16 protein-coding genes are annotated in these 20828 nt (G+C 32.6%); 5 read left to right on the forward strand and 11 right to left on the reverse strand.

All coding sequences use genetic code 11. From position 1 onward, the window contains the following. Positions 1-62: 62 nt before the first annotated feature. From BXY80_RS08975 to BXY80_RS08995, 5 genes are all read left to right on the forward strand, one after another. A complete protein-coding gene (locus tag BXY80_RS08975) occupies positions 63-1439 on the forward strand; it encodes a serine aminopeptidase domain-containing protein (RefSeq protein WP_120201150.1) in 1377 nt (458 codons plus the stop codon). Positions 1440-1454: 15 nt separating this feature from the next. Next, positions 1455-2780, forward strand: a complete 1326-nt coding sequence (locus BXY80_RS08980) for a DUF885 domain-containing protein (RefSeq protein WP_147376121.1) — start codon at positions 1455-1457, stop codon at positions 2778-2780. A 126-nt stretch (positions 2781-2906) separates the two neighbouring features. Then, complete coding sequence (locus BXY80_RS08985) at positions 2907-3563, forward strand: TlpA family protein disulfide reductase (RefSeq protein WP_162843293.1); 657 nt, start codon at positions 2907-2909, stop codon at positions 3561-3563. Between the two features lie 74 nt (positions 3564-3637). Next, positions 3638-4216 (forward strand): hypothetical protein, encoded by a 579-nt coding sequence (locus BXY80_RS08990; protein ID WP_120201155.1) that lies wholly within the window; start codon positions 3638-3640, stop codon positions 4214-4216. An 11-nt stretch (positions 4217-4227) separates the two neighbouring features. Next, positions 4228-5301, forward strand: a complete 1074-nt coding sequence (locus tag BXY80_RS08995; RefSeq protein ID WP_120201158.1) for a trypsin-like serine peptidase — start codon at positions 4228-4230, stop codon at positions 5299-5301. A 574-nt stretch (positions 5302-5875) separates the two neighbouring features. On the opposite strand, the gene BXY80_RS09000 is transcribed toward BXY80_RS08995, so the two are convergent. The 11 genes from BXY80_RS09000 to BXY80_RS09050 all read right to left on the reverse strand — a co-directional run bounded on the left by BXY80_RS09000 (position 5876) and on the right by BXY80_RS09050 (position 20802). Next, on the reverse strand, positions 5876-6838 hold the full coding sequence (locus BXY80_RS09000) for a hypothetical protein (RefSeq protein WP_120201159.1): 963 nt from the start codon (positions 6836-6838) through the stop codon (positions 5876-5878). Positions 6839-6887: 49 nt separating this feature from the next. After that, complete coding sequence (locus BXY80_RS09005) at positions 6888-7427, reverse strand: retropepsin-like aspartic protease (protein ID WP_120201161.1); 540 nt, start codon at positions 7425-7427, stop codon at positions 6888-6890. Between the two features lie 301 nt (positions 7428-7728). Then, on the reverse strand, positions 7729-8370 hold the full coding sequence (locus BXY80_RS09010; RefSeq protein WP_054851354.1) for a DUF6266 family protein: 642 nt from the start codon (positions 8368-8370) through the stop codon (positions 7729-7731). 125 nt (positions 8371-8495) lie between these two features. After that, entirely contained in the window at positions 8496-9038 is a 543-nt protein-coding gene (locus BXY80_RS09015; protein WP_245977231.1) for a DUF6943 family protein, read from the reverse strand. 1007 nt (positions 9039-10045) lie between these two features. After that, a complete protein-coding gene (locus BXY80_RS09020; protein WP_051881039.1) occupies positions 10046-10540 on the reverse strand; it encodes a heavy-metal-associated domain-containing protein in 495 nt (164 codons plus the stop codon). 32 nt (positions 10541-10572) lie between these two features. After that, positions 10573-12351 carry an efflux RND transporter periplasmic adaptor subunit gene (locus BXY80_RS09025; protein WP_120201163.1) on the reverse strand — a complete coding sequence of 593 codons (1779 nt, stop codon included), beginning with the start codon at positions 12349-12351 and terminating at the stop codon, positions 10573-10575. After that, the gene (locus tag BXY80_RS09030) at positions 12341-12823 is read right to left on the reverse strand and encodes a DUF305 domain-containing protein (RefSeq protein ID WP_106688417.1); all 483 of its coding nucleotides are present in this window, start codon (positions 12821-12823) and stop codon (positions 12341-12343) included. The genes BXY80_RS09025 and BXY80_RS09030 overlap by 11 nt, the downstream gene beginning before the upstream one ends. A gap of 18 nt (positions 12824-12841) precedes the next feature. Then, positions 12842-15337, reverse strand: a complete 2496-nt coding sequence (locus BXY80_RS09035; RefSeq protein ID WP_120201165.1) for a heavy metal translocating P-type ATPase — start codon at positions 15335-15337, stop codon at positions 12842-12844. A 4-nt stretch (positions 15338-15341) separates the two neighbouring features. Then, positions 15342-16577 carry a TolC family protein gene (locus BXY80_RS09040; RefSeq protein WP_054851357.1) on the reverse strand — a complete coding sequence of 412 codons (1236 nt, stop codon included), beginning with the start codon at positions 16575-16577 and terminating at the stop codon, positions 15342-15344. Further along, on the reverse strand, positions 16577-20281 hold the full coding sequence (locus BXY80_RS09045) for an efflux RND transporter permease subunit (RefSeq protein ID WP_120201167.1): 3705 nt from the start codon (positions 20279-20281) through the stop codon (positions 16577-16579). Before BXY80_RS09045 ends, BXY80_RS09040 begins: the two co-directional genes overlap by 1 nt. Before the next feature lie 107 nt (positions 20282-20388). Further along, positions 20389-20802 (reverse strand): HYC_CC_PP family protein, encoded by a 414-nt coding sequence (locus BXY80_RS09050; RefSeq protein WP_036122971.1) that lies wholly within the window; start codon positions 20800-20802, stop codon positions 20389-20391. Positions 20803-20828: the final 26 nt, after the last annotated feature.

Genomic DNA, 20828 nt, shown 5'->3' on the forward strand with positions numbered 1-20828 from the left:
CAACTTTTACCACTTTTGTATTCTTCAAAAAAAGCAATTTTACCTTTTATAAATATCATCATATGTTAAATAAAAAAACTTTAGCACTGTGTGTGCTCATGCTATCATTTACAGTATTACACTTTGCTCAGCAATTAAAAAGAAAAGCTACGCTTGGTGTTAGATTAGCGCCTCTTACAGAAGAGATGAAAAAATCATCTAAATACACAGGTGATGGTATTTATGTTGAAGCCGTTAACCCTAATGGCAGTGCTGGACTCTTAAAACTTCCATCAGGAGCAATCTTACAAAGAGTAAATGGTCAAACTTTAAAATCACGTGCTGAGTTAAGACCAATTTTAGATGAGCTACGTGAAGATAATGAATTGTCTTTAACCTATTTTTTCAATAACCAATCCAAAACTATAAAAGGAAAAGCACTTGGCAAACCTGTAGAAGTGCATTCAAATGCAAATGTACATTATGATGCAGTAGCCTATAAAGACAACCTGCTTCGTTCTATTTTATACACCCCAAAAGGTATTAACAATGCGCCAGTAGTGTTTTATTTACAAGGCTATACATGTCAATCAATAGAATACCCAAATAAAAATCCAATTAAAGAGTTAATAAACGGTTGGATATCATCAGGTTTTGCTGTGTACTTGATAGAAAAACCTGGCTCAGGAGATAGTAAGAGCAAAATAGCTTGCAAAGACATTGACTTTAACCAAGAAAAGCTAGCATTTAATAGTGCCTATAAAAATTTGCTTAAAAATAAATTGATAGACTCAAATAACATCTTCTTATTTGGACATTCAATGGGTGGTGTGACTGCTCCAATATTAGCCAATCAACAACCTCCAAAAGGAATCATTACATTCGGGACTGTAGGTAAAAATTGGTATGAATACATGAAAGATGTATTTACCGAACAACAAGAATTATTTGGTGCTCAAAAAGAGCAAATTGCAGAAAATGCTAAGCAAAACATTCCTTTTATCACTGATATGATGATTAACAAAAAATCGAACATTGAAATGATTAATAATGAAGTTTACAAAGAATATCTAACTAATCAAAATCTAATTGGTCAACTAAAAAAAGGATATTATCTAGGAAGGAGTTACAAATTTTGGGCTTCACTAGGTGATATCGATATCCCAAAGGCATGGAAATCTGTTAATACAAATGTTTTAGTTATGCATGGTGAATTTGATATTCAGGCTATTCATAAACGCTATGCAGAAATAATTGTTGATATGGTTAATAACAACCATGGCAAAGCCAAATTTGCTTTATTAAAAAACACAGATCACGTATTGTTAAAATTTAATTCAATGCAAGAAAATATAGACACACTTAATAGCGGAAATTACCGCAGTTATATGCGTAATAATTTTAATCCTGAAGTCACTTCAGTAAGTGTCAAATGGATGCAATCAATAATAAATAATTAAAACTCACAACCACACGTGTTATATTCAAAAAACATAAAAAATAGATTAAATAAGTTAATCAAAACCCTAGTACTTATAATACTATTATGGAATCAAGTTGGTTATTGCTACAACGGTAATGCATTGCCTAAGCCCTTTTCTGAATTTAGAACATCGTTTATCGAAACTTATGAGAAATTTCAAATAGCACCATTACAGTTATCATATGTATCAAACTTTAATGCCATAAAAACTTATACAGAATTAGCAACTCAAGAAGGTTATTTTAATTATGTAAGTAGAGAGCTAAAGCGATATAATGTTTTAGATTTTAATGATGCTGACATGCTGGACTATCAAATCATGAAATATGAAACAGAACTAAATTTAGAGCGCATTAAACTTGAATTAGACTGGCTAAAAAACAAAGAAAAACTTAACGAAAAAAAGAGCCTATATTACTTACCTAATGGCAAAAAGTGGTATGTCTACTATTTAAAAAAATGGGTAGACGCTTCTGTTAATCCAGAAGAAATTTATCAGTTTGGATTGAATGAAATTGAAGATGTAAAACAAAAAATGAAAACTATCAGAAATAACTCTGGTATGAGTGACTCAAAGTTTAATAAGTATTTAAAGAAGCCTTTATTTTTTCTAAGCGATTCTAATGAAATTCAAAAAAGGTATGAACAAGTTAGACATCAAGTAGATGAAAAAGCAAAAAAATATTTTCCATATGTGGATGATATTCCAGAATTAAAAATTGAAAAAGGCATTAATGAAAACTTGGCTCACGTACCAGCCTATTATAACAATAACATATTTTACTACAATCACTTTAAAGACACTTATGATACACGCCAAATGGGATGGACATATATTCATGAAGGCATACCTGGTCATCACTATCAAATTAGTGTGAATACTATTATAAAGCGATCAGTAGTGCAAAATTTATTCAGATATTATGGGTTTATAGAAGGTTGGGGTGCCTATGTAGAGCAGTTTGGAGAGTTGTTAGGCGCCTATCCTTCTTATTTTGATACTTATGGACTTTATGAATGGGATTTAATCCGCTCGGTTCGAGTTGCTCTCGATGTAGGCATTAATTATTATGGTTGGTCTGATGACAAAGCTATGGCTTTTTGGAAAGAGCACATAACAGATAAAGACGATATTGCAAAACGTGAAATAGCACGTATGAAACGTTGGCCTGCACAAGTAATTACTTATAAATACGGAAAGAAAGTTTTAAATAAACTAAAAGGCAATACGGTTAAATCGATAGAATTAAAAGCATTCCACAAAGAGGTTCTAAAACACGGAGATTTGCCTCTATCGATATTAAAACAACAGTTTTAATTTTAAAAATTTATTAATAAAATAAATGCTATAAACAACTAGTTTACTAATAAACAGATAGCTTGAACATTACATGAAAAAATCAATATATAAAAGCCAAAAAGGATGTTTCATAAAAGAAAATTAATGCTCATTACATTATTGGTATTCTTTTTCAGTGTTTCTTATTCTCAAATATCGATTGTTGAGGTAAAAGCAGTTTATAAATCAAAAACTGATGGAAGAATTATTCCTGAATCTGAATTTCAAACTTATAGAGGAAGACACATATTTCATAAATATATTAAAGGAAAAAATGGGGCTCAAGATACCATAATTATAACACCGCCTAAAGTTAATCTCAACAAGACTAATAAAGAAACTTTGCTGTCTCTAGTAGGACAAAGCCTAAAACCTTTCAAGGTTACAGATTTATATGGAAACACTTATGATTCAAATAAATTGAAAGGCAAAACCATAGTAATGAATTTTTGGTTTGTTGCTTGTCCTCCTTGTATACAAGAAATTCCTGAACTAAACAAATTAGCAGAGTCATACAATTCTAATGTAGTTTTTATAGCTTTTGCAAAAGATACTGAAGTATTACTGGGTAAATTTTTAAGCAAAACTAGGTTTGAATACAATATTATACCAAATGCTGGTAACATCTCAAAGCTTTATAATATTTATGCTTACCCAACTCATATTGTTATCGATAAACATGGGCAAATTAGCTACACAAGTGTTGGGTTAAATAAAAATAGTTTAGAGCAATTAGAGACAGAAATAACCAATGCTTTATAAGAAAAAATGAAGCATTACAAAAATTACTATTTACATTTTAATGATGATTATTTTAAATAAAGTGCTGTAAACCAATGAGGAATATTTTTAAGTTTTTAAAAAAAATTCTTTTAGAAATGCCTGCAATCATGCTTGGTTTACTAGTGGCATTAGCATTAAACTCTTGGAAAGAAAACAATGATAGAGCCTATAGGGCAGCAAATCTATTGGCTTCCATAAATAACGAAATTAAACATAATTATGAGATAGTGCCTTCAGTTAAAGAATCAACTATTAATATTTATAAAAGAAATGATAGTATAATTTCTCTATATAAAAATAGTGAAATAAAATCTTTATCAATAGCTACCATAACTTCAGAAGCTATTAGAAACGTTGCTTGGAAAACGGCAAGTTTAAGTGATGATTTTTCAGCTATTCCTATAGAAACATTGACTGAACTTTCAAAAGTTTATCTAGAGCAAGAAAGGGTTGAATTCATTAGAAACAGCATAGATAACCTATTTATAAACTCAGATCCAGAATTATCAAGTTTAAATTTAGCTAAAATTAAACAAAATCATATGTCACGTTTTATATCGCGATATGAAGATTTAATAAAAGAATATGAAGACTATTTGAAAATTGACTCAAATAAGAACACAAATAATTAATAAAAAATAAAATGAGAATAGTAATTACCTCTTTACTATTAATAGTATTAATGAGCAATCATCTGATTGCTCAGAATCCAAAACACAAAGCACTTGATGATTTTGAGTTCCGTTTTGCAAAAGATTATAGTTCTCATAAAACAGATTCTATTATACAATACAATTTGTTAACTAAGAAAGAAAAAATATTAACCTTTAAAACTAACGCGGTAACAAAAAGTGTAAAGCCAAGTTTAGGTAAATATCCTCCTATAGATTTAAAGAAGTATAACTATTTACCTAAAATGAAGAATAGTCAAGCATCATTGTTATTTAGAACTCGCGATGTCGTAGATAATATGAAACAATTTCCAATTACGGCAGTTACTAAAATAGTAACATTCAAAGATGGTAAAGAAGCTGGTGGATGTACGGCAACTTTTGTAAATGAAAGGTTCTTAATTACAGCAGCACATTGTATTAAGGATCCAAATGGAGCGTATAAAGATAAAGCTGAATTAAAGATTTTATTTGATAACGGACACGCAGAAAAAACGGTTGATGTTAAAAATGCATATTATAAAAAGCATTATATGGAAGGTACGCCATTTGATGCCAATAGTTATGATATAGCTTTGGTTGAAATTGATGAGCCTCTAGGAAAAGATTTAGGGTACTTAGGATTATTATCACAAACAGAAATGGACAAACGATTAAACACGTGGCAAACAATGTACAGCTTTAGCTATCCTCATATGAGTTCGGCAGAATCGAATGAATTAAAAATGGAAAAAGAAAAAAATGATTCTTTAAAAATAAAATATAAAAAAACAATTCAAAAGACCAGATTAGTAACACCCGATTTTAATAAGAGGAATCAATATTTTGAAGTTTTAAATGTGTTCTTGGACAATCAAAAAAACTTAAAATACACAATGCCTTATTCAATTTCAGGAAAGAGTGGTTCTTCTAGAATTTCTAAAGATTACTACTTATATGGGGTTAGGTCAGTATACTATAATGGATTTGAAACTTCAAAAGATGTTATGGTTCGAAATGAAATACTGAACAGTTTTATTCAAATAATACAAAGTAAAGAGAATTAAAAGGAGTTAATAATAAAACTGATTTAATGTTAATAACATAAGGGTTAAAGCAACAATCATTAGCTTATTTTTTTGCTTAAAGCAGCTAACTATTCGATTAGATTCTTTAACGTAAAACAAAGGATTCCAATACCATCAAGATGTGAATCATAAATCACATCTTTACAAATTGACCTTCACTAATTCTGCTATTAAATACTGTTGATATTCTAAAGTGTTTTTAGTTGACATTCTCATTTCATATGAAAGTTTATTCCCTTTTACTTTAAAAAATCGCTCACTGGCTATCATTCTTGGATCATTTTCTATTAACTTATATTTAAAATGCAAGCAATGAATACCATCATACTCAAACCTAAGATCTTCATTATATTAAAAAGGTTCTATTGTTGGAAAATCACCTGTACCACTACCCTTTCATATTCTTAATAAGAAACGCAATTGATTAATTTTTAATTGCTTCATTGACTTAACATCTTTATAAAACCATAATTTATTAAAAACTTGTGATACTAGTTAACAATAACATCATTATTAAAAGCAGACTATCTTAAATACCTTAGTAACGTAAAACTTATTGTAATTTTGAAAGCCAACGTATACTATTTAAAAGTAAACTCGCATTGTCTGCCTTAGGATCGTGTATTGTAACAGGCACTTTTTTTCCTTTTATAATTAAATTTAAACTTCTAAAAAGACCTTGGTCTGTACAAACGATAACTCTACCTGCTCCATATATAAAACCAAGCATTCCTGCATACGAATTGGATTGCTCTTCTATGTCTATACTACTATTAGTTGTTGGTGTGTAATTAATAGTATTTTTAGGAAAAGATAGTATGTTGTCTTCAGGGTTTCTAAATACAGCAGCACCGCAATAAAAGCGTATGTTTTTTGGGGTAATAGTTTTGTCCAAACTTGCTTTAAACATATCATGTGAACTATTTAACATATTATTTTTATCATTCATTAAAAAATGCCCACATTTACCGCTTTCACTAGTATGATATTGATTTTGGTACGCATAGCCATCTCTAAACTTAACACTAAATGCTTCTAATAACGGTAATGCTCCACTACCATTTGGAAAGTGACTTAAAAAAAGGAAAAGACTACCACCGTTAAAAACATATTTGCCAATGGCTTCTACCTCTTCATTTTTCAAAGGTGACTTGTAAAGTACTTCTTCAAACTCACCATTCTTAAGTATTATTTTATCATTAGGCATTCCATGAAGAATTAGTAAGTCTGGTTTTACTAAATCCAAATATGTTGCATCTAGCTTATTTTTTGTAAACTCAATATTAAATCCATCAGCATCAATAATTCTAAACATTTCTCTAGCGGTTATCTTTCCAGAAGGTTTTGAATATATAGTATTATGAGCTTCATCAAAAAGGATTTTTTTGTAATGTGTGCCTTTTAAAGATTTAAATTGGTAATTAAAAAGAGTATCTATTTCTGCATCAATTGTATCTTGTCCATAGGATAAAACATATGCAAATAATAATACCAATAGGTATGATGTTTTTTTCATAGCGCCATTGTTTAATTCTTAAACATTATAATATATTTATTTTTTGATTCTACTCTTTTAAATAAAGTACCAAATTAGAGTAGTCAATGATTGCCTCATTATTAGTAAGGATATCGGCACCAATAATGCCATCTATCTCAGTAATACCAATACTCTTATAAGCAATATTAATATGATCTAAACTCATAAGGTATAATAGTGTATTAGATAATTTTAGCGTATCACCAATTATTAACTCATTGCCATCCGATTCTTGTGTTACAATATCAGTACCTCCTGCTCCTGTAGCTGTTTCATTAGAAGCTTTAGATTGCATGATAAATTTTTCTTTCCGATTTTGTTCTATAACAGTCGCTCCAGCTCCTGTATCTAAAATAAAATCCCCTTCAATACCATTAAGAATTCCCTTTAAATGTAAATGACCTGCAGCACTTTTGGTCATTTGTATTTTTACATAGTCATTAGATAGAAGACTATCTTCTAAACTGAATTTTGTAGTTTTCATATCATTCTTAATATTATTGTTTTTTTGACCGCATCCAATCATAAAAACAGTTAGTATAAGTATAATAAAGTATTTTTTTCTCATTTCATAATTTGTAAAAAACAAAATTATAAAACATCGTTTGCTTGTAAGTGGTAAAAATTGCTAAAACAAACCTATTGGTGTAGCGCAATTTTTTATAAAGTTAGATTTGGGTCTAGTTACTTCCCGATACAATATTTAACTATCCTTATGTCTATTGACGTTAAGGCATTTGGGCAACAAATAGGGTGCAAAAAATACATAAAAAGAATAAATAAAGAGTAAACATCAATAAATTGAGCTACTAATATAGCACAAAAAAAACCGCTCGATTAGAGCGGTTTCCAAATAAAAACACCAAGCATTAATTAGCTGTACCAGAGCCTAAATAAATACTGTTTGATACTTGACTACCATCAGCAGTAATAAACGCCATAAATAACTCTACCGTATCTCCTGCATAAGTTGTTGGGATTGAAACAATTTGAGAACCTACTGTTCTGTCTGCTCCATCAAGTAAAGAAATAGATTCCTTTTTTGAGGGATTGTAAACCAACAACATCGCTTTATCAGTTGCATTTGCGTTACCTTCGGCAGAGTTATCATCCCACCCAAAAGTTACTTCTCCAGCAGTTGCTAAATCAGTCGTCGGGTTTAACGCACCAGATAAACCTCCGCGACTTACTAAAGCGTTTGGATAGTCAACAACAAAGTTAGGTTCTGTACCTGTAATCGCATTATTCAACACATACGACATTGCAGCATTAAATTCTGTTTTCTTAACTGCTAATCCTTTATACCCTAACTTAATAAAAGGCTTTACAGCCTGTAAAAATTCTAAAGTGGCAGTAAACTTTGTTCTTTGGTTTACTTGACCAACAGTTCTTGGATTGGCTACACTTGAGGGTTTAATTCTAATGTAATCAATTCCTTTCCAGCTTCCACCGATAACGTTTCCAACCTTACCTGAAAGCCCTCCTAAAATACCTTGGGAAATTTTACCCATAACATAAATAATTTAAATGAAACTTATTTTTCTTCGGACTTGGTACGGACTTAACACGAAGTTGTACCTTCCGACTGAATATATGGCAAGTTTTATGCTATTCGTTAGATATGGATTTTGTTGCTTTAGATTGCTTCTTTTTGCATTTTAGAAAATAAACTTTGAATGTATGATACTTTCAAATCTGCCATTTTTGAAATGACTTTTTGAAGTTCGGCTTCTTTTTTACTAATCGCTGACACTATATTAATATGCTTTTGCAATTGAAATTCATTATTTATTAATGATATAAAACTATTTTTTAGAGTATTTCTGCAATCATCTATTGAAATAAACGGAATAACACTTCCTTTTAAATGGTAAGCGTAAAAACCGCCTATTTGTAACATCATAGATAAGTTAAAAAGTGTGTGTTTTACCTCTTCTGTTGTAGTATTGACAACGAAACAGTTAGCACAGGATTTTAAGAGTGGTTTTCCGCTGTTTAGCCCTTTGTTTAGTATAAAAAAATGAGGGTTTGAGTAAGCTTTTCCGACTTGGTGTGTTTTTAGTTCAAAAGTTGACATAGCTATCCAATTTAAAATTGCTTCGCTACGCTTCGCGCCATTATTTTTTTTTGAAAAGAAAAAAGATAGCCATAGTTGTTGTGGCGTGGGTAAGGCTGTCAAGGTTTTTGGATAAAAGTTTTTTTATTGAATGACTAAATCAAAAAAAAAGGTATTGAAAAAAGTTTTATTCAAAACCCGTAGGGCTTGACCTTTATAGCCTTGTGCGGTTGGCAGAGGTAGCCACATATATTTGCCATCTTTTTTTATTTTAATATTTCAAATTGGTTTAAACTTGATTGAAATTGCCTTTAACTTTTCTGGGGAATTAACACTTAAAAAAATAGGTTGCATTTTGTTATTAAGTGTTGGATGAAGCGTTTGTATGGGTAGCGTTTTAAATAGTTGTTTGATAAAACAGCATTTAAACAAGCTACTTATACAGGACTTTTAGACAATAGCTAATTGCTTTTTTTGAGGCACGAGAAAAAGCAATATGCTATGGGGTATTACTACACTTTATAAACCTATTTTTTTATAACCGCTGACTTGGGTGGTGGGGAAAAGTGGACTTTTATATTTGTTAACGAAATGAAACAAACAAAGACTTGAGGTAAGGAATACTTGGACTTAACGATGGTTTTGTGCAGCTTGAATGAGGTAACGAATATTATTATCAATTAACGGAAACCTTAAAATGTTCAAATGTTTAATGTTAGTTCAAAATGTGGTTTAATGTACGGAAGTGCGCGTTGGAATAGCGGATATTTTACATAATACCAGTTATAGCTACAAAATGCATTAATACTGCGATAGCAAACCTTTGAAAAGTGCCGTTTGCTACTATAACTTGTATTATGTAACATAGCTTGGGTGAGTTTAGGGTTTTATGATAAAATAATAACAGAATAGCTTTTTGCAGTTTGGTTTGATTTTATGAAAACCAAAGCTGTAATATGCTATTACCTTAAAGACGAAAAAAACGCTAAACTTGTTTGGTGAGCGGAACAACACAAAAGACAGAGGATTTTGAGCTTTCGTCAGGCTCAAGACAAGGCAAGCGAAAAAACTGGGTTTTGGGTTGTGGGGAATAAAAAAGAGCCTTCCGAAAAAGACTCTTTCATTATTGCTTAATGGTCGTGATTTGAATGGTCATCACTTTCTTCTTCACCAGATTGATTCATCATCATTTCGTGGTCGTATTTACAACAACCTGGTAAACCATCATATGCTTCTTCATCACCTGCTACTTTTTCGGTATCATATCCTGAAGCTGCGATTGCTTTATGGATTGCCATTGCATCGGTTTTTGTATCATCAAAAGACACATCAATCTTCTTTTTATCGACATCCCAATTAGCACTTGCAACACCTTCAACACCGTTAGCTGCTTTTTCGATAGTGTTTTTACACATTCCGCAATTTCCTCTTACACCAAAAGACAGGTCTGTCATTGCCATATCTTTTGACATTTCAGTAGTTGTGGTTTCTGTTTCTTTTTTGGTTTCGTTTTTACAACTTGTTAAACCTAATGCTGCTATTACAGCTACACTTAAAATTACTTTTTTACTCACGTCGATTACATTTTTGTTTTTGTGTTCGTGATTTTTCTTTGAAAAATTCATTGTTTAAAATTTAATTGTTATTACTTGATTTATTATTCTATTACTTGTTTTACTTCACCACAGGTTAGCATTGCTTCGCCAAAATATGGATTGATTACTTTTTCTTCTTTGCTTAACCAATAAGCACCATTATTGTTATCTGCCATTGGACAAAATTCTACATAGACCTTTTCATTGATACCAAATAGTTGTACAGCATTGATTAGATGTGATGATAAATGTTTAAAATGGTCTCTTTGTGATTTTATATCGGACGTTTCAGAAATTGAAGTTGCAGAAGATTTTATTTCGCCTTCTAATGACATCCAATGGTTATGCGCCTTATTATCTGACAACAATTTCATATCTACTTTGTTCAATTTATTTAATAAAGTTGTTGTGTTTGCTGAAGTACTTATTGAATCTTCTTTTACTAAAGCATCTTTTAAATTGATATACGCATTGTAAACACTATTTAACTGTTGTTGAAATTTCTCTGATACTTCCAAACGCTCATTCATATTAGTGTGGTCACTTTCTTTGTTAGATGCATTGTTATCCATACCTAAATGACCTTCGTGTCCAGTCATTACTTTACCACCATCTTTATTCATCATAGACTTTTTGCCTTGTAATTGTGCTGCTGCATCAACCGTAAATGTTCCGTTAGTCACTATTTCATTTCCAACAAATAAACCTTCTACAACTTCATATTCATTACCAATTTGATTGCCTAATTTAATTTCACGCATTTCAAAAATAGGTTGGTCTGGATTTGTTTTAAGGTACACCACAGAACGTTCACCTGTCCATAATACAGAAGATGCAGGAATTGATAATACTTCATCATTTTTAGCTGTACTGCCTTCAATATTTGCGGTTACAAACATTCCTGGTTTAAATACATCGTCCTTATTGCTTAAAACAACACGTAAGGTTACAGTTCTTGTTTTCGTGTTTAAAACTGGGTCAATGAAATCAACTTTACCTTTAAATTCCTTGTTAGGATAAGCGTTGGTTGTAATCATCACTTCCTGTCCTTTTTTAAAGCGGTCAATCTGATTTTCATACACATCAAAATTTCCCCAAACTGTGTTGAGATTGGCAATTTTTAATAAGGGTTGTCCTTGTTTGATGTAATCGCCTTGCTCTACCAATTTTTCTGTAACAGTACCCGAAACGGTTGCATAAACAGGAAAGTTTTCTTTTACTTTTCCTGTTTCTTCAATCTGGTTGATTTGATTTTCAGAGAGTTTCCATAATTTAAATTTATTACGGACTGCTTTGTATAAAGCAGGTTGAGATTCTTTTAAAGAAGCTGCTGTGATTAATTCTTGTTGTGCTGCATAGAGTTCTGGCGAATAAATGGTTGCCAATAATTGACCTTTACGAACTTCTTCGCCTGTAAAACTCACATTCAAACGTTCAATTCTTCCAGCGAAATAACTTACCTGTACTGCATTGGCTTCTTCGTTTTCAGCAATTTTACCAGATAACTTTATGGTGTTGCCTTCAACATTTCCCTTGCCTACAACAGTTGTTTGAATATTGGCTAATGCCATCGCATTTTCTGTTAGTTTAAATTGGTCTGCCATTAAGCCATCACTTCCGCTTTCCGCAGGAATTAAATCCATACCACAAATGGGGCAGTCGCCTGGCTCTGGTTGCATAATCTGTGGATGCATAGAACACGTCCACATTTGATTGGTTGCTGCAACCGCATCGTGATTATGGTCTATTTCTTCATTTGATGAGCCACCAAAAAGCAACCAACCCAATAACACACCTACTACGAGTATGCCAATATATATGACTATTTTATTATTTTTCATTCTCTAATCGTTTTATCATTGCTTTCATTTCTTCTATTTCTTTACGTTGTGCTTTTATAATGTCTTCTGCTAATTTTTTAACTTCTGGGTCTTGAATATCTGCTCTTTCACTTGTTAAAATAGCGATAGAATGATGTGGTATCATTGCTTTCATCCATAGTACGTCACCAATGATTGGTGCTTGTGTTCTTACTAATCCTAATGCACCTACAAACAGGATAAAACTACCTGCAAGTATGGCTATGTTTTTCTTTCTATCATTATACATTTTTCGCATAAAAAACCACATTATTACTGCCATTGCTGAAATACCTAAACAGGTCATATAAAATCGGGTTAAGCTAAACCACACGTGGTCTATTGCATAGGTGTTTAGATACATTGTGATGTACATTGCTACAAATGAGCAAGCCAACATTATAAAGAAGGTTTTGTAATTTCCTTTGTTTGAGTGTTCTTTTGAATTTTCCATAATTATTTGATTTTATAGTTAAACTTTAATTGTTCTTAATCGTAGTGCATTTCCAATAACTGAAACAGAGCTAAAACTCATTGCTAAAGCTGCTATCATTGGCGAGAGCAATATTCCAAAGAATGGAAACAAAACTCCTGCTGCAATAGGCACACCTAAAGTGTTATAAATAAGTGCAAAAAATAGGTTCTGCTTAATGTTCTTCATTACAGCATTACTTAAATTTTTTGCTTTTACAATACCGTGTAAATCGCCTTTTACGAGTGTTATCATAGCACTTTCTATCGCTACATCTGTTCCCGTACCCATTGCAATACCTACATCACTTTTTGCCAATGCTGGTGCATCGTTAATACCATCACCTGCCATAGCAACTACTTTTCCATTTTTTTGTAGTTTCTCTACTTCTTTGAGTTTGTCTTCTGGTAGCATACTGGCTTTAAAATCTGCAAGATTTAGTTCTGATGCTACTGCTTGTGCTGTATTGTGATTATCACCTGTTAGCATTATTACATCTATCCCTTTATCTTGAAGTGCTTTAATGGCTTTAGCACTTGTTTCTTTTATTTTATCGCCTATAACTACATATCCAACTACGGTTTCATCTATTGACAAATAAGAAACTGTTTTACCCTGTTCTTGGTAAGATTTAGCTTCGTCTTTCATTTTAGAAGTAATATCCGCTTTAGCATATTCCATCATTTTAGGATTACCTAATGCTACATTTTTTCCATCAATTTTAGCTTCAACACCTTTTCCTGTAACAGCACTAAAATCTTCGGACTTTAAAATTTCTGCGTTGTGTTCTTTGCCATATTTAACTGTCGCTTCTGCCAAAGGATGTTCGCTATTTGTATTTAATGACACGATGTATTGTAACACTTCTTTTTCGCTTAAAGCATCATTAAAAGCTCCAACGGTTTCAACTGTTGGTTTTCCTTCGGTAATTGTTCCTGTCTTGTCAACGATAAGCGTATTTACCTTATCCATTTTTTCAAGAGCTTCAGCATTTTTAATCAATACACCATTTTGAGCACCTTTACCCACACCAACCATTACAGACATTGGTGTTGCTAAACCTAAAGCACAAGGACAAGCAATGATTAGTACTGCAATTGCATTGACAAACGCATACACATAAACTGGTTCTGGTCCCCAAATAGACCATACAATAAATGTGATAATAGAAATAAGAACTACAACTGGCACAAAATAGCCTGAAACTTTATCTGCTAAATTTTGAATAGGTGCACGACTTCTACTGGCATCATTAACCATATGAATGATTTGTGATAATAAAGTGTCACTTCCTACCTTTTCTGCTTTCATTAAAAAGGATTGATTCCCATTAATGGTTCCGCTACTTACTTTATCTTCTTGAGATTTGTTTACAGGAATAGGTTCGCCTGTAATCATAGATTCATCAATAGTTGTTTCGCCTTCAGTTATCACACCATCCACAGGAATTTTATCTCCTGGTTTCACTTTTAGAATATCATTAAGTTCTATCTCGTCAATACTGACTTCAACTTCTTCACCATCTACTATTTTTATGGCTTTATTAGGTGCTAATTTCAACAGTTCTTTTACTGCCGAATTGGTTTTACTATGTGCACGAGCTTCTAACAATTGACCTAAAAGCACTAACGTTAAAATCACAGTTGCTGCTTCAAAATAGACGTGAACTGCACCTGATTCTGTTTTAAATTGACTTGGAAATACGTCTGGAAAGAACATACCAAAAACACTAAACGACCACGCCACACCTGCACCAATCCCAATAAGTGTAAACATATTGAGATTCCAAGTCTTAATGCTTTTATAGGCACGTTCAAAGAACATCCAAGTGGCATAAAACACTACTGGAATTGATAATGCAAACTGAATCCAGTTCCAATATTTCTGTTCCATTATATCGTACAACGGATTGTTATTGAGCATTTCGCTCATAGCCATTAAGAAAATGGGCAAGGTAAATGCTGTGGCAATCCAAAATTTCTTTAATAGCTTTTTATACGTTTTTTCTTCTGCTGAACTATCTGCTTCCATTGGCACTAAATCCATCCCACAAATAGGACACGAACCTGCTTCTTCTTTTACAATTTCTGGATGCATCGGACACGTCCATTGTTCCTTTGAAGTTGCTGATAGATTTTGTTCTTCCACCAAATCCATTCCGCAAACAGGACAATCACCTGGATTGTTATAGATTTTATCGCCTTCGCAATGCATAGGACAATAAAATGTGCCTGTACCTTTAGGTTGCTTTTCCTTTTTAGCTTCTGAATGCTGATGGTGTTCACCTTGTTTATGAATGCTATATGTACCACCATCCTTTTTTAAGGCTTCTTGAAATGTTTCTATGGGAATATGTGATTCCATTTCTATGTTAGCTTCTGCCTTATCTAAATCGACTGTTGCTTTTGAAACACCTCCTACTTTAGAGAGCGTTTCCTCAACGTGACTGCGACAACCGTTGCAGGTCATTCCGTGTATGTGATATGTGTGTGTCATTGTTTTACTGAATTAAATAATTAATGATTGTACTTTGCACATAGTAGGTCTTCACAGATTCTATTTGGTTCATTTGAAACTTTAGCTGCAACTCTTGAATATCCAAAACATCATTAAAATCAATCGTTCCTGTTTCATAGCTTTTGATTAAAATGTCTTCTGCATCTTTGGCTTGCTGTAGGTTTTTGGTTTGGGTAGCATAACTTATTCTTGCAGAAATGCGTTCGTTATTCGCTTTGTCTAAAAGCGTTTCCAATGCATTTAAACGTTCCTGTTTTTGAGCAGTAATTTCCTGCTGTTGCAAATCATTTTGTTTGGTTTGGGATTTATATTTCTTATTGAAAATTGGGATAGATACCGAAACCATTGGCATTACAATATCCTTTCCGTTATCGCTGAAATCCATATTTGGTCTTTCAGCAACATTGATATAATCTAATCCAAAACCAATCATTGGACTGCTTTCTTTTTGATTCAATAATTCTGATTGCTCTATGGATTGATAGAGTTTATCAAATTTTAGTAATTCAGGATGTAATACTAATTTTTCAAAAGTAATATCAAAGTCTTCAGAAGGTATCATTAAACTATCTACCACATTCACGGTAACATCATTACCTCTATTCAATAGATTATTGAAGTTAGTTTGTTCTGCTAAAAATTGTTGTTGCAACACATCTTTGAGTTGTTGCATTTCGTTTTGACGCATTTGTAAACGCAATACATCAACCGCTGATGCTTTACCAACCTCAACAGAAGTCAAAGCCATTGTTTCATAAGTTTCTAACAGATTGATATTCTCTGTTAATACCTTTTGTTTTGCTTTATTAGCATATAGTCTATAATAAGATTGTGAAACTGAAGACATTAGTTTTCGCTTCGCAATTACAATATCTTCATACTTAACATCTGCTAACGAACTAACGTAATTTTCTCTTGCCGAAATATTACCAAACCACGGTAACATTTGTTTTGCAGACACCTTAAAGCGTTGAGCACCTGTTCGAGTTTCTGGTTCACTTACAAAATAACCAACACCAAATTCTGTATTAGGAACCGTATTTACTTCATTTACTTTTTCTGAAACCCTTTTGTATTGCAATTCAAATTTTTGAATTTCAGGATTGTTATCTAATGCTTCATTAATGAGCACATCTAATTGTTGCGCATTTCCTTTGAGAACAAAGATTAAAAAACAAAGAAAAATGACTGACTTTATGTGTGATTTTATATGTTTCATTATACTGTTCTTTTAAGTTTAACTTCTGATTTCCAACTATATAAAACAGGGACTACAAATAGTGTTATTAAAGCGATTAACATTCCACCAAAACTTGGTATTGCCATAGGTATCATAATATCACTACCTCTTCCTGTAGATGTTAATACTGGTAATAATGCCAATATGGTAGTAGCAGTTGTCATTAAACAAGGTCTAATACGTTTTTCTCCTGCTTCTACTACTGATGCTCTGATTTCTTTTTTATTTTCTGGTGTATTTCTATCAAATGTTTGTGTTAAATAAGTTGCCATTACAACTCCATCATCGGTTGCGATACCAAATAGTGCAATAAACCCAACCCAAACCGCTACACTTAAATTAATGGGGTGCATTTGAAATAAATCGCGCAGATTTTCACCAAAGACATTGAAGTTTAAGAACCAATCTTGACCATAGAGCCATATCATTACAAAACCACCAGCAAAAGCAACTGCAATACCTGTGAATACCATTAGTGATGTCCCTACTGAACGAAATTGGAAATACAGAATTAAGAAAATGATTGCCAACGCTAAAGGCACAACAACCGACAAGGTTTTTTCTGCTCTTAATTGGTTTTCATACGTTCCCGTAAATTGGTAGTTGATACCTTTTGGGACTACCAATTCGCCACTATCTATCTTTTCTTGAATTAAGGTTTGTGCATTTTCTACCACATTGACTTCTGCAAAACCATCCATTTTATCAAATAACACATAGCCAACTAAAAAAGTGTCTTCACTTTTAATTACTTGTGGACCTTGTTCATATTTTATAGTCGCTAATTCACTTAAAGGAATAGGGCTTCCTTTTTCAACAGGCACATAGATTTGTTTTAAATCGGTTGGATTTGCTCTTAATTCTCTTGGGTAACGAACTCTAACACCATAACGCTCACGACCTTCTACTGTCTGTGTTAATACCATACCACCAACAGCCACTTTCAAAACATTTTGAACTTCCTCAATGGTTACGCCATAACGAGCAATTTTCTCTCTATCAATATCAATTAACAAATAGGGTTTACCTACAATACGGTCTGCAAAAACAGCTTCATCTTTTACACCTTCAGCTTGTTTTAAAATATCTTCTAATCGCATTCCAAACGCTTCAATCTGCTTTAAATCTTGCCCTTTTATTTTAATACCCATTGGTGCTCGCATTCCTGTTTGCAACATTACCAATCGGGTTTCAATAGGTTGTAGCTTTGGTGCAGACGTTACGCCTGGTAATTTGGTCACTTTTACAATTTCGTTCCAAATATCATCTGGTGATTGTATTTCAGGTCTCCAATTTCGATAGAACTCTCCATTATTGTCTGGAATGAGTTGAGACCTTTCGACTGTGCTCAAGGTGACATTTTCTGTATTATTTGGATTTGCGATAAATCGACCATCTTTTAATTCAAACAAGCCATCATTATTCACTTTGTAGCGTTGACGTTCTCGGTTTTCATTCAGCATATATTCTGACTTATACTGAATAACATTTTCATACATTGATAGTGGTGCTGGGTCTAATGCAGATTCTGTACGACCTGCTTTTCCAACTACAGTTTCGATTTCAGGAATACTGGCAACTGCCATATCTAACTGCTGTAAAACACGCTTATTTTCTTCTACACCAGAATGTGGCATAGAAGTAGGCATCAATAAAAAAGAACCTTCATTTAACGATGGCATAAATTCTTTGCCTGTGTTTTTCATAATGAAAAAACCAGCAATGACAATTGCAGTTGGAATTGAAAGAAATAGTAATTTATTATCTAAACACCATCTTAAAATTCGTGTATAATACCTGATAAACAATGAGAAAACACCCAATAAGCCAAAGCAAATGACACCAACAAAGATGAGGTTCCAGAAGATACTTTTATCAACTCCTAAAGGTCTCCAATATTCCGCTAACAGAAATACTATTGCAGTTGTACATATTATGATATTAATTAAGTTGGATTGTTTTTCTGTTATTTTATTTTGAGTACTTAACAATGCTGTGATACCAAAAGCTATCAATATTAATCCTAACCAATAACCATAGATTATTGCTATTATCCCTAATACTATTAAAACGCCATTTAAAGCATATTTAAAATGCGTTTTTATGCTTTTCTTTCTGAATAAAAACGCTGCAAAAGGTGGAATTAAAAACAATGCTACAATTATTGAAGCTGTTAATGCAAAGGTTTTTGTGAATGCTAATGGTCTGAACAATTTACCTTCAGCGCCAATCATTGTAAATACAGGAATGAAACTTATAATTGTAGTCATTACTGCGGTTACGATTGCACCAGAAACTTCGGCTGTTGCGTTGTAAACTACTGTATTAATGGATTGTGTTCCATCATCTTCATCTAAATGCCGAATGATATTTTCTGATAGTATAACACCAACATCGACCATTGTTCCGATAGCAATTGCAATACCAGATAATGCGACAATATTAGCATCGACGCCAAAGAGTTTCATCGCAATAAATACCATTAAGACTGCAACTGGTAATAATCCTGAAATCAAGACAGAAGCTCGAAGATTAAACACCATAATGATTATAACCAAAATGGTAATCAATATTTCAAGAGTTAAGGCTTCATTGAGTGTACCTAAAGTTTCTTGTATCAATTCTGTTCTGTCATAAAAAGGCACTATGGTAACTTGTGATGTTCTTCCATCTGCCAAAACTTTTGAAGGTAATCCTGCACTTAATTCATTAATTTTTTCCTTTACGTTATTAATGACTTCCATTGGGTTTGCTCCATAACGAGCCACCACAACAGCACCAACAACTTCAGCACCTTCTTTATCCAATAAACCTCGTCTTGTTGCTGGACCTAATGAAACTTTTCCAATGTCTTTAATTTTTATTGAAGTGAAATTTTCAGAATCAACTACAGCATTTTCAATATCTGCAATGGATTTTACATACCCCAAACCACGAACTAAATATTCAGCTTGGTTAATTTCCAAGGTTTGTGCGCCAATATCCTTATTACTTTCTTTTACAGCTTTAACAATATGATGTAACCCAATGTTATATTGACGCATTAGTTCTGGGTTTACATCCACTTGGTACTCTTGAACATAACCACCAATTGATGCAACTTCAGAAACACCGCTTGCAGAGGACAAGGCATATTTAACATAGTAATCTTGAATACTACGTAATTCGTGTAAATCCCAACCACCTGTTACATTACCGTTCTCATCACGACCTTCAAGTGTGTACCAAAATATTTGTCCTAATCCTGTGGCATCTGGACCTAACGCTGGATTAACACCTTCGGGTAATAAACCACTTGGTAAGGAATTAAGTTTTTCGAGAATACGACTTCTGCTCCAGTAAAATTCTATATCCTCTTCAAAAATGATATAGATGCTTGAAAACCCAAACATAGAGGAACTACGAATGGTTTTCACTCCAGGAATACCCAATAATGATGTGGTTAATGGATAGGTTATTTGGTCTTCTATATCTTGTGGGGAACGACCATCCCACTTGGTAAATACGATTTGTTGATTTTCACCTATATCGGGAATAGCATCTACTGCTACAGGGTTACTTGGCAAAAATCCTGTATCCCAATTAAAAGGTGCATTAACAGTTCCCCATCCAATAAAAAGGACAAGTAGTAAAACTGCAACGAGTTTGTTTTCTATTAAAAATTTGATGCTTTTATTTAGCATATGATTGATTTTAAACAATTAGACAATAGTGTTGTAAAAACACCGAATACAGTAAATTATCCTTACGACATTGCAGTCATAGGATAAAAGAGTCTATTGTTTAAAAATCAAATTAAGTATGTCTCGTCAATCTTGTAGAGTTGCCTTATGACGAGTGGTGGTTTGTATTCTTCGTAGGTAGATACATTACTGTCTAAACCTTCAAAAAGGTTAATGTAAGTATAAACAAATGAAGCGATGAATACTTGTTGCTCAAACGTGATTTTGTCAACTTGCAATTGTAATTCGTCTTGACCTTCAATTGCTAATTGTTTATCATCACAACAATTTTTCTTGGTAATAGAACATTCTTCGGTTGAAGGCTTTTCCATTTCCATTCCGCAACCTTTGGCTTTTTGAAAGATAGCAGATTCTACTAAAGTATCTCCACAATAATGCATATTCACAGTAAATGACATTGTAGAGAATAACACTACAAAAGTCATTGCTAAAGACATTATTTTATGGAAAATCTGCTTCATATTGATTGCGAAGTTACGAAATTTTA

The sequence above is a fragment of the Ichthyenterobacterium magnum genome (assembly GCF_003610635.1).
Lineage (GTDB): Bacteria > Bacteroidota > Bacteroidia > Flavobacteriales > Flavobacteriaceae > Ichthyenterobacterium > Ichthyenterobacterium magnum.

Excerpts from the sequence above, each read along its gene's own strand:
- BXY80_RS08975 (WP_120201150.1), top strand. The coding sequence starts at position 63 with ATGTTAAATAAAAAAACTTTAGCACTGTGTGTGCTCATGCTATCATTT.
- BXY80_RS08985 (WP_162843293.1), top strand. The coding sequence starts at position 2,907 with ATGCTCATTACATTATTGGTATTCTTTTTCAGTGTTTCTTATTCTCAA.
- BXY80_RS08990 (WP_120201155.1), top strand. The coding sequence starts at position 3,638 with ATGAGGAATATTTTTAAGTTTTTAAAAAAAATTCTTTTAGAAATGCCT.
- BXY80_RS08995 (WP_120201158.1), top strand. The coding sequence starts at position 4,228 with ATGAGAATAGTAATTACCTCTTTACTATTAATAGTATTAATGAGCAAT.
- BXY80_RS09000 (WP_120201159.1), bottom strand. The coding sequence starts at position 6,838 with ATGAAAAAAACATCATACCTATTGGTATTATTATTTGCATATGTTTTA.
- BXY80_RS09005 (WP_120201161.1), bottom strand. The coding sequence starts at position 7,427 with ATGAGAAAAAAATACTTTATTATACTTATACTAACTGTTTTTATGATT.
- BXY80_RS09010 (WP_054851354.1), bottom strand. The coding sequence starts at position 8,370 with ATGGGTAAAATTTCCCAAGGTATTTTAGGAGGGCTTTCAGGTAAGGTT.
- BXY80_RS09020 (WP_051881039.1), bottom strand. The coding sequence starts at position 10,540 with ATGAATTTTTCAAAGAAAAATCACGAACACAAAAACAAAAATGTAATC.
- BXY80_RS09025 (WP_120201163.1), bottom strand. The coding sequence starts at position 12,351 with ATGAAAAATAATAAAATAGTCATATATATTGGCATACTCGTAGTAGGT.
- BXY80_RS09030 (WP_106688417.1), bottom strand. The coding sequence starts at position 12,823 with ATGGAAAATTCAAAAGAACACTCAAACAAAGGAAATTACAAAACCTTC.
- BXY80_RS09035 (WP_120201165.1), bottom strand. The coding sequence starts at position 15,337 with ATGACACACACATATCACATACACGGAATGACCTGCAACGGTTGTCGC.
- BXY80_RS09040 (WP_054851357.1), bottom strand. The coding sequence starts at position 16,577 with ATGAAACATATAAAATCACACATAAAGTCAGTCATTTTTCTTTGTTTT.
- BXY80_RS09045 (WP_120201167.1), bottom strand. The coding sequence starts at position 20,281 with ATGCTAAATAAAAGCATCAAATTTTTAATAGAAAACAAACTCGTTGCA.
- BXY80_RS09050 (WP_036122971.1), bottom strand. The coding sequence starts at position 20,802 with ATGAAGCAGATTTTCCATAAAATAATGTCTTTAGCAATGACTTTTGTA.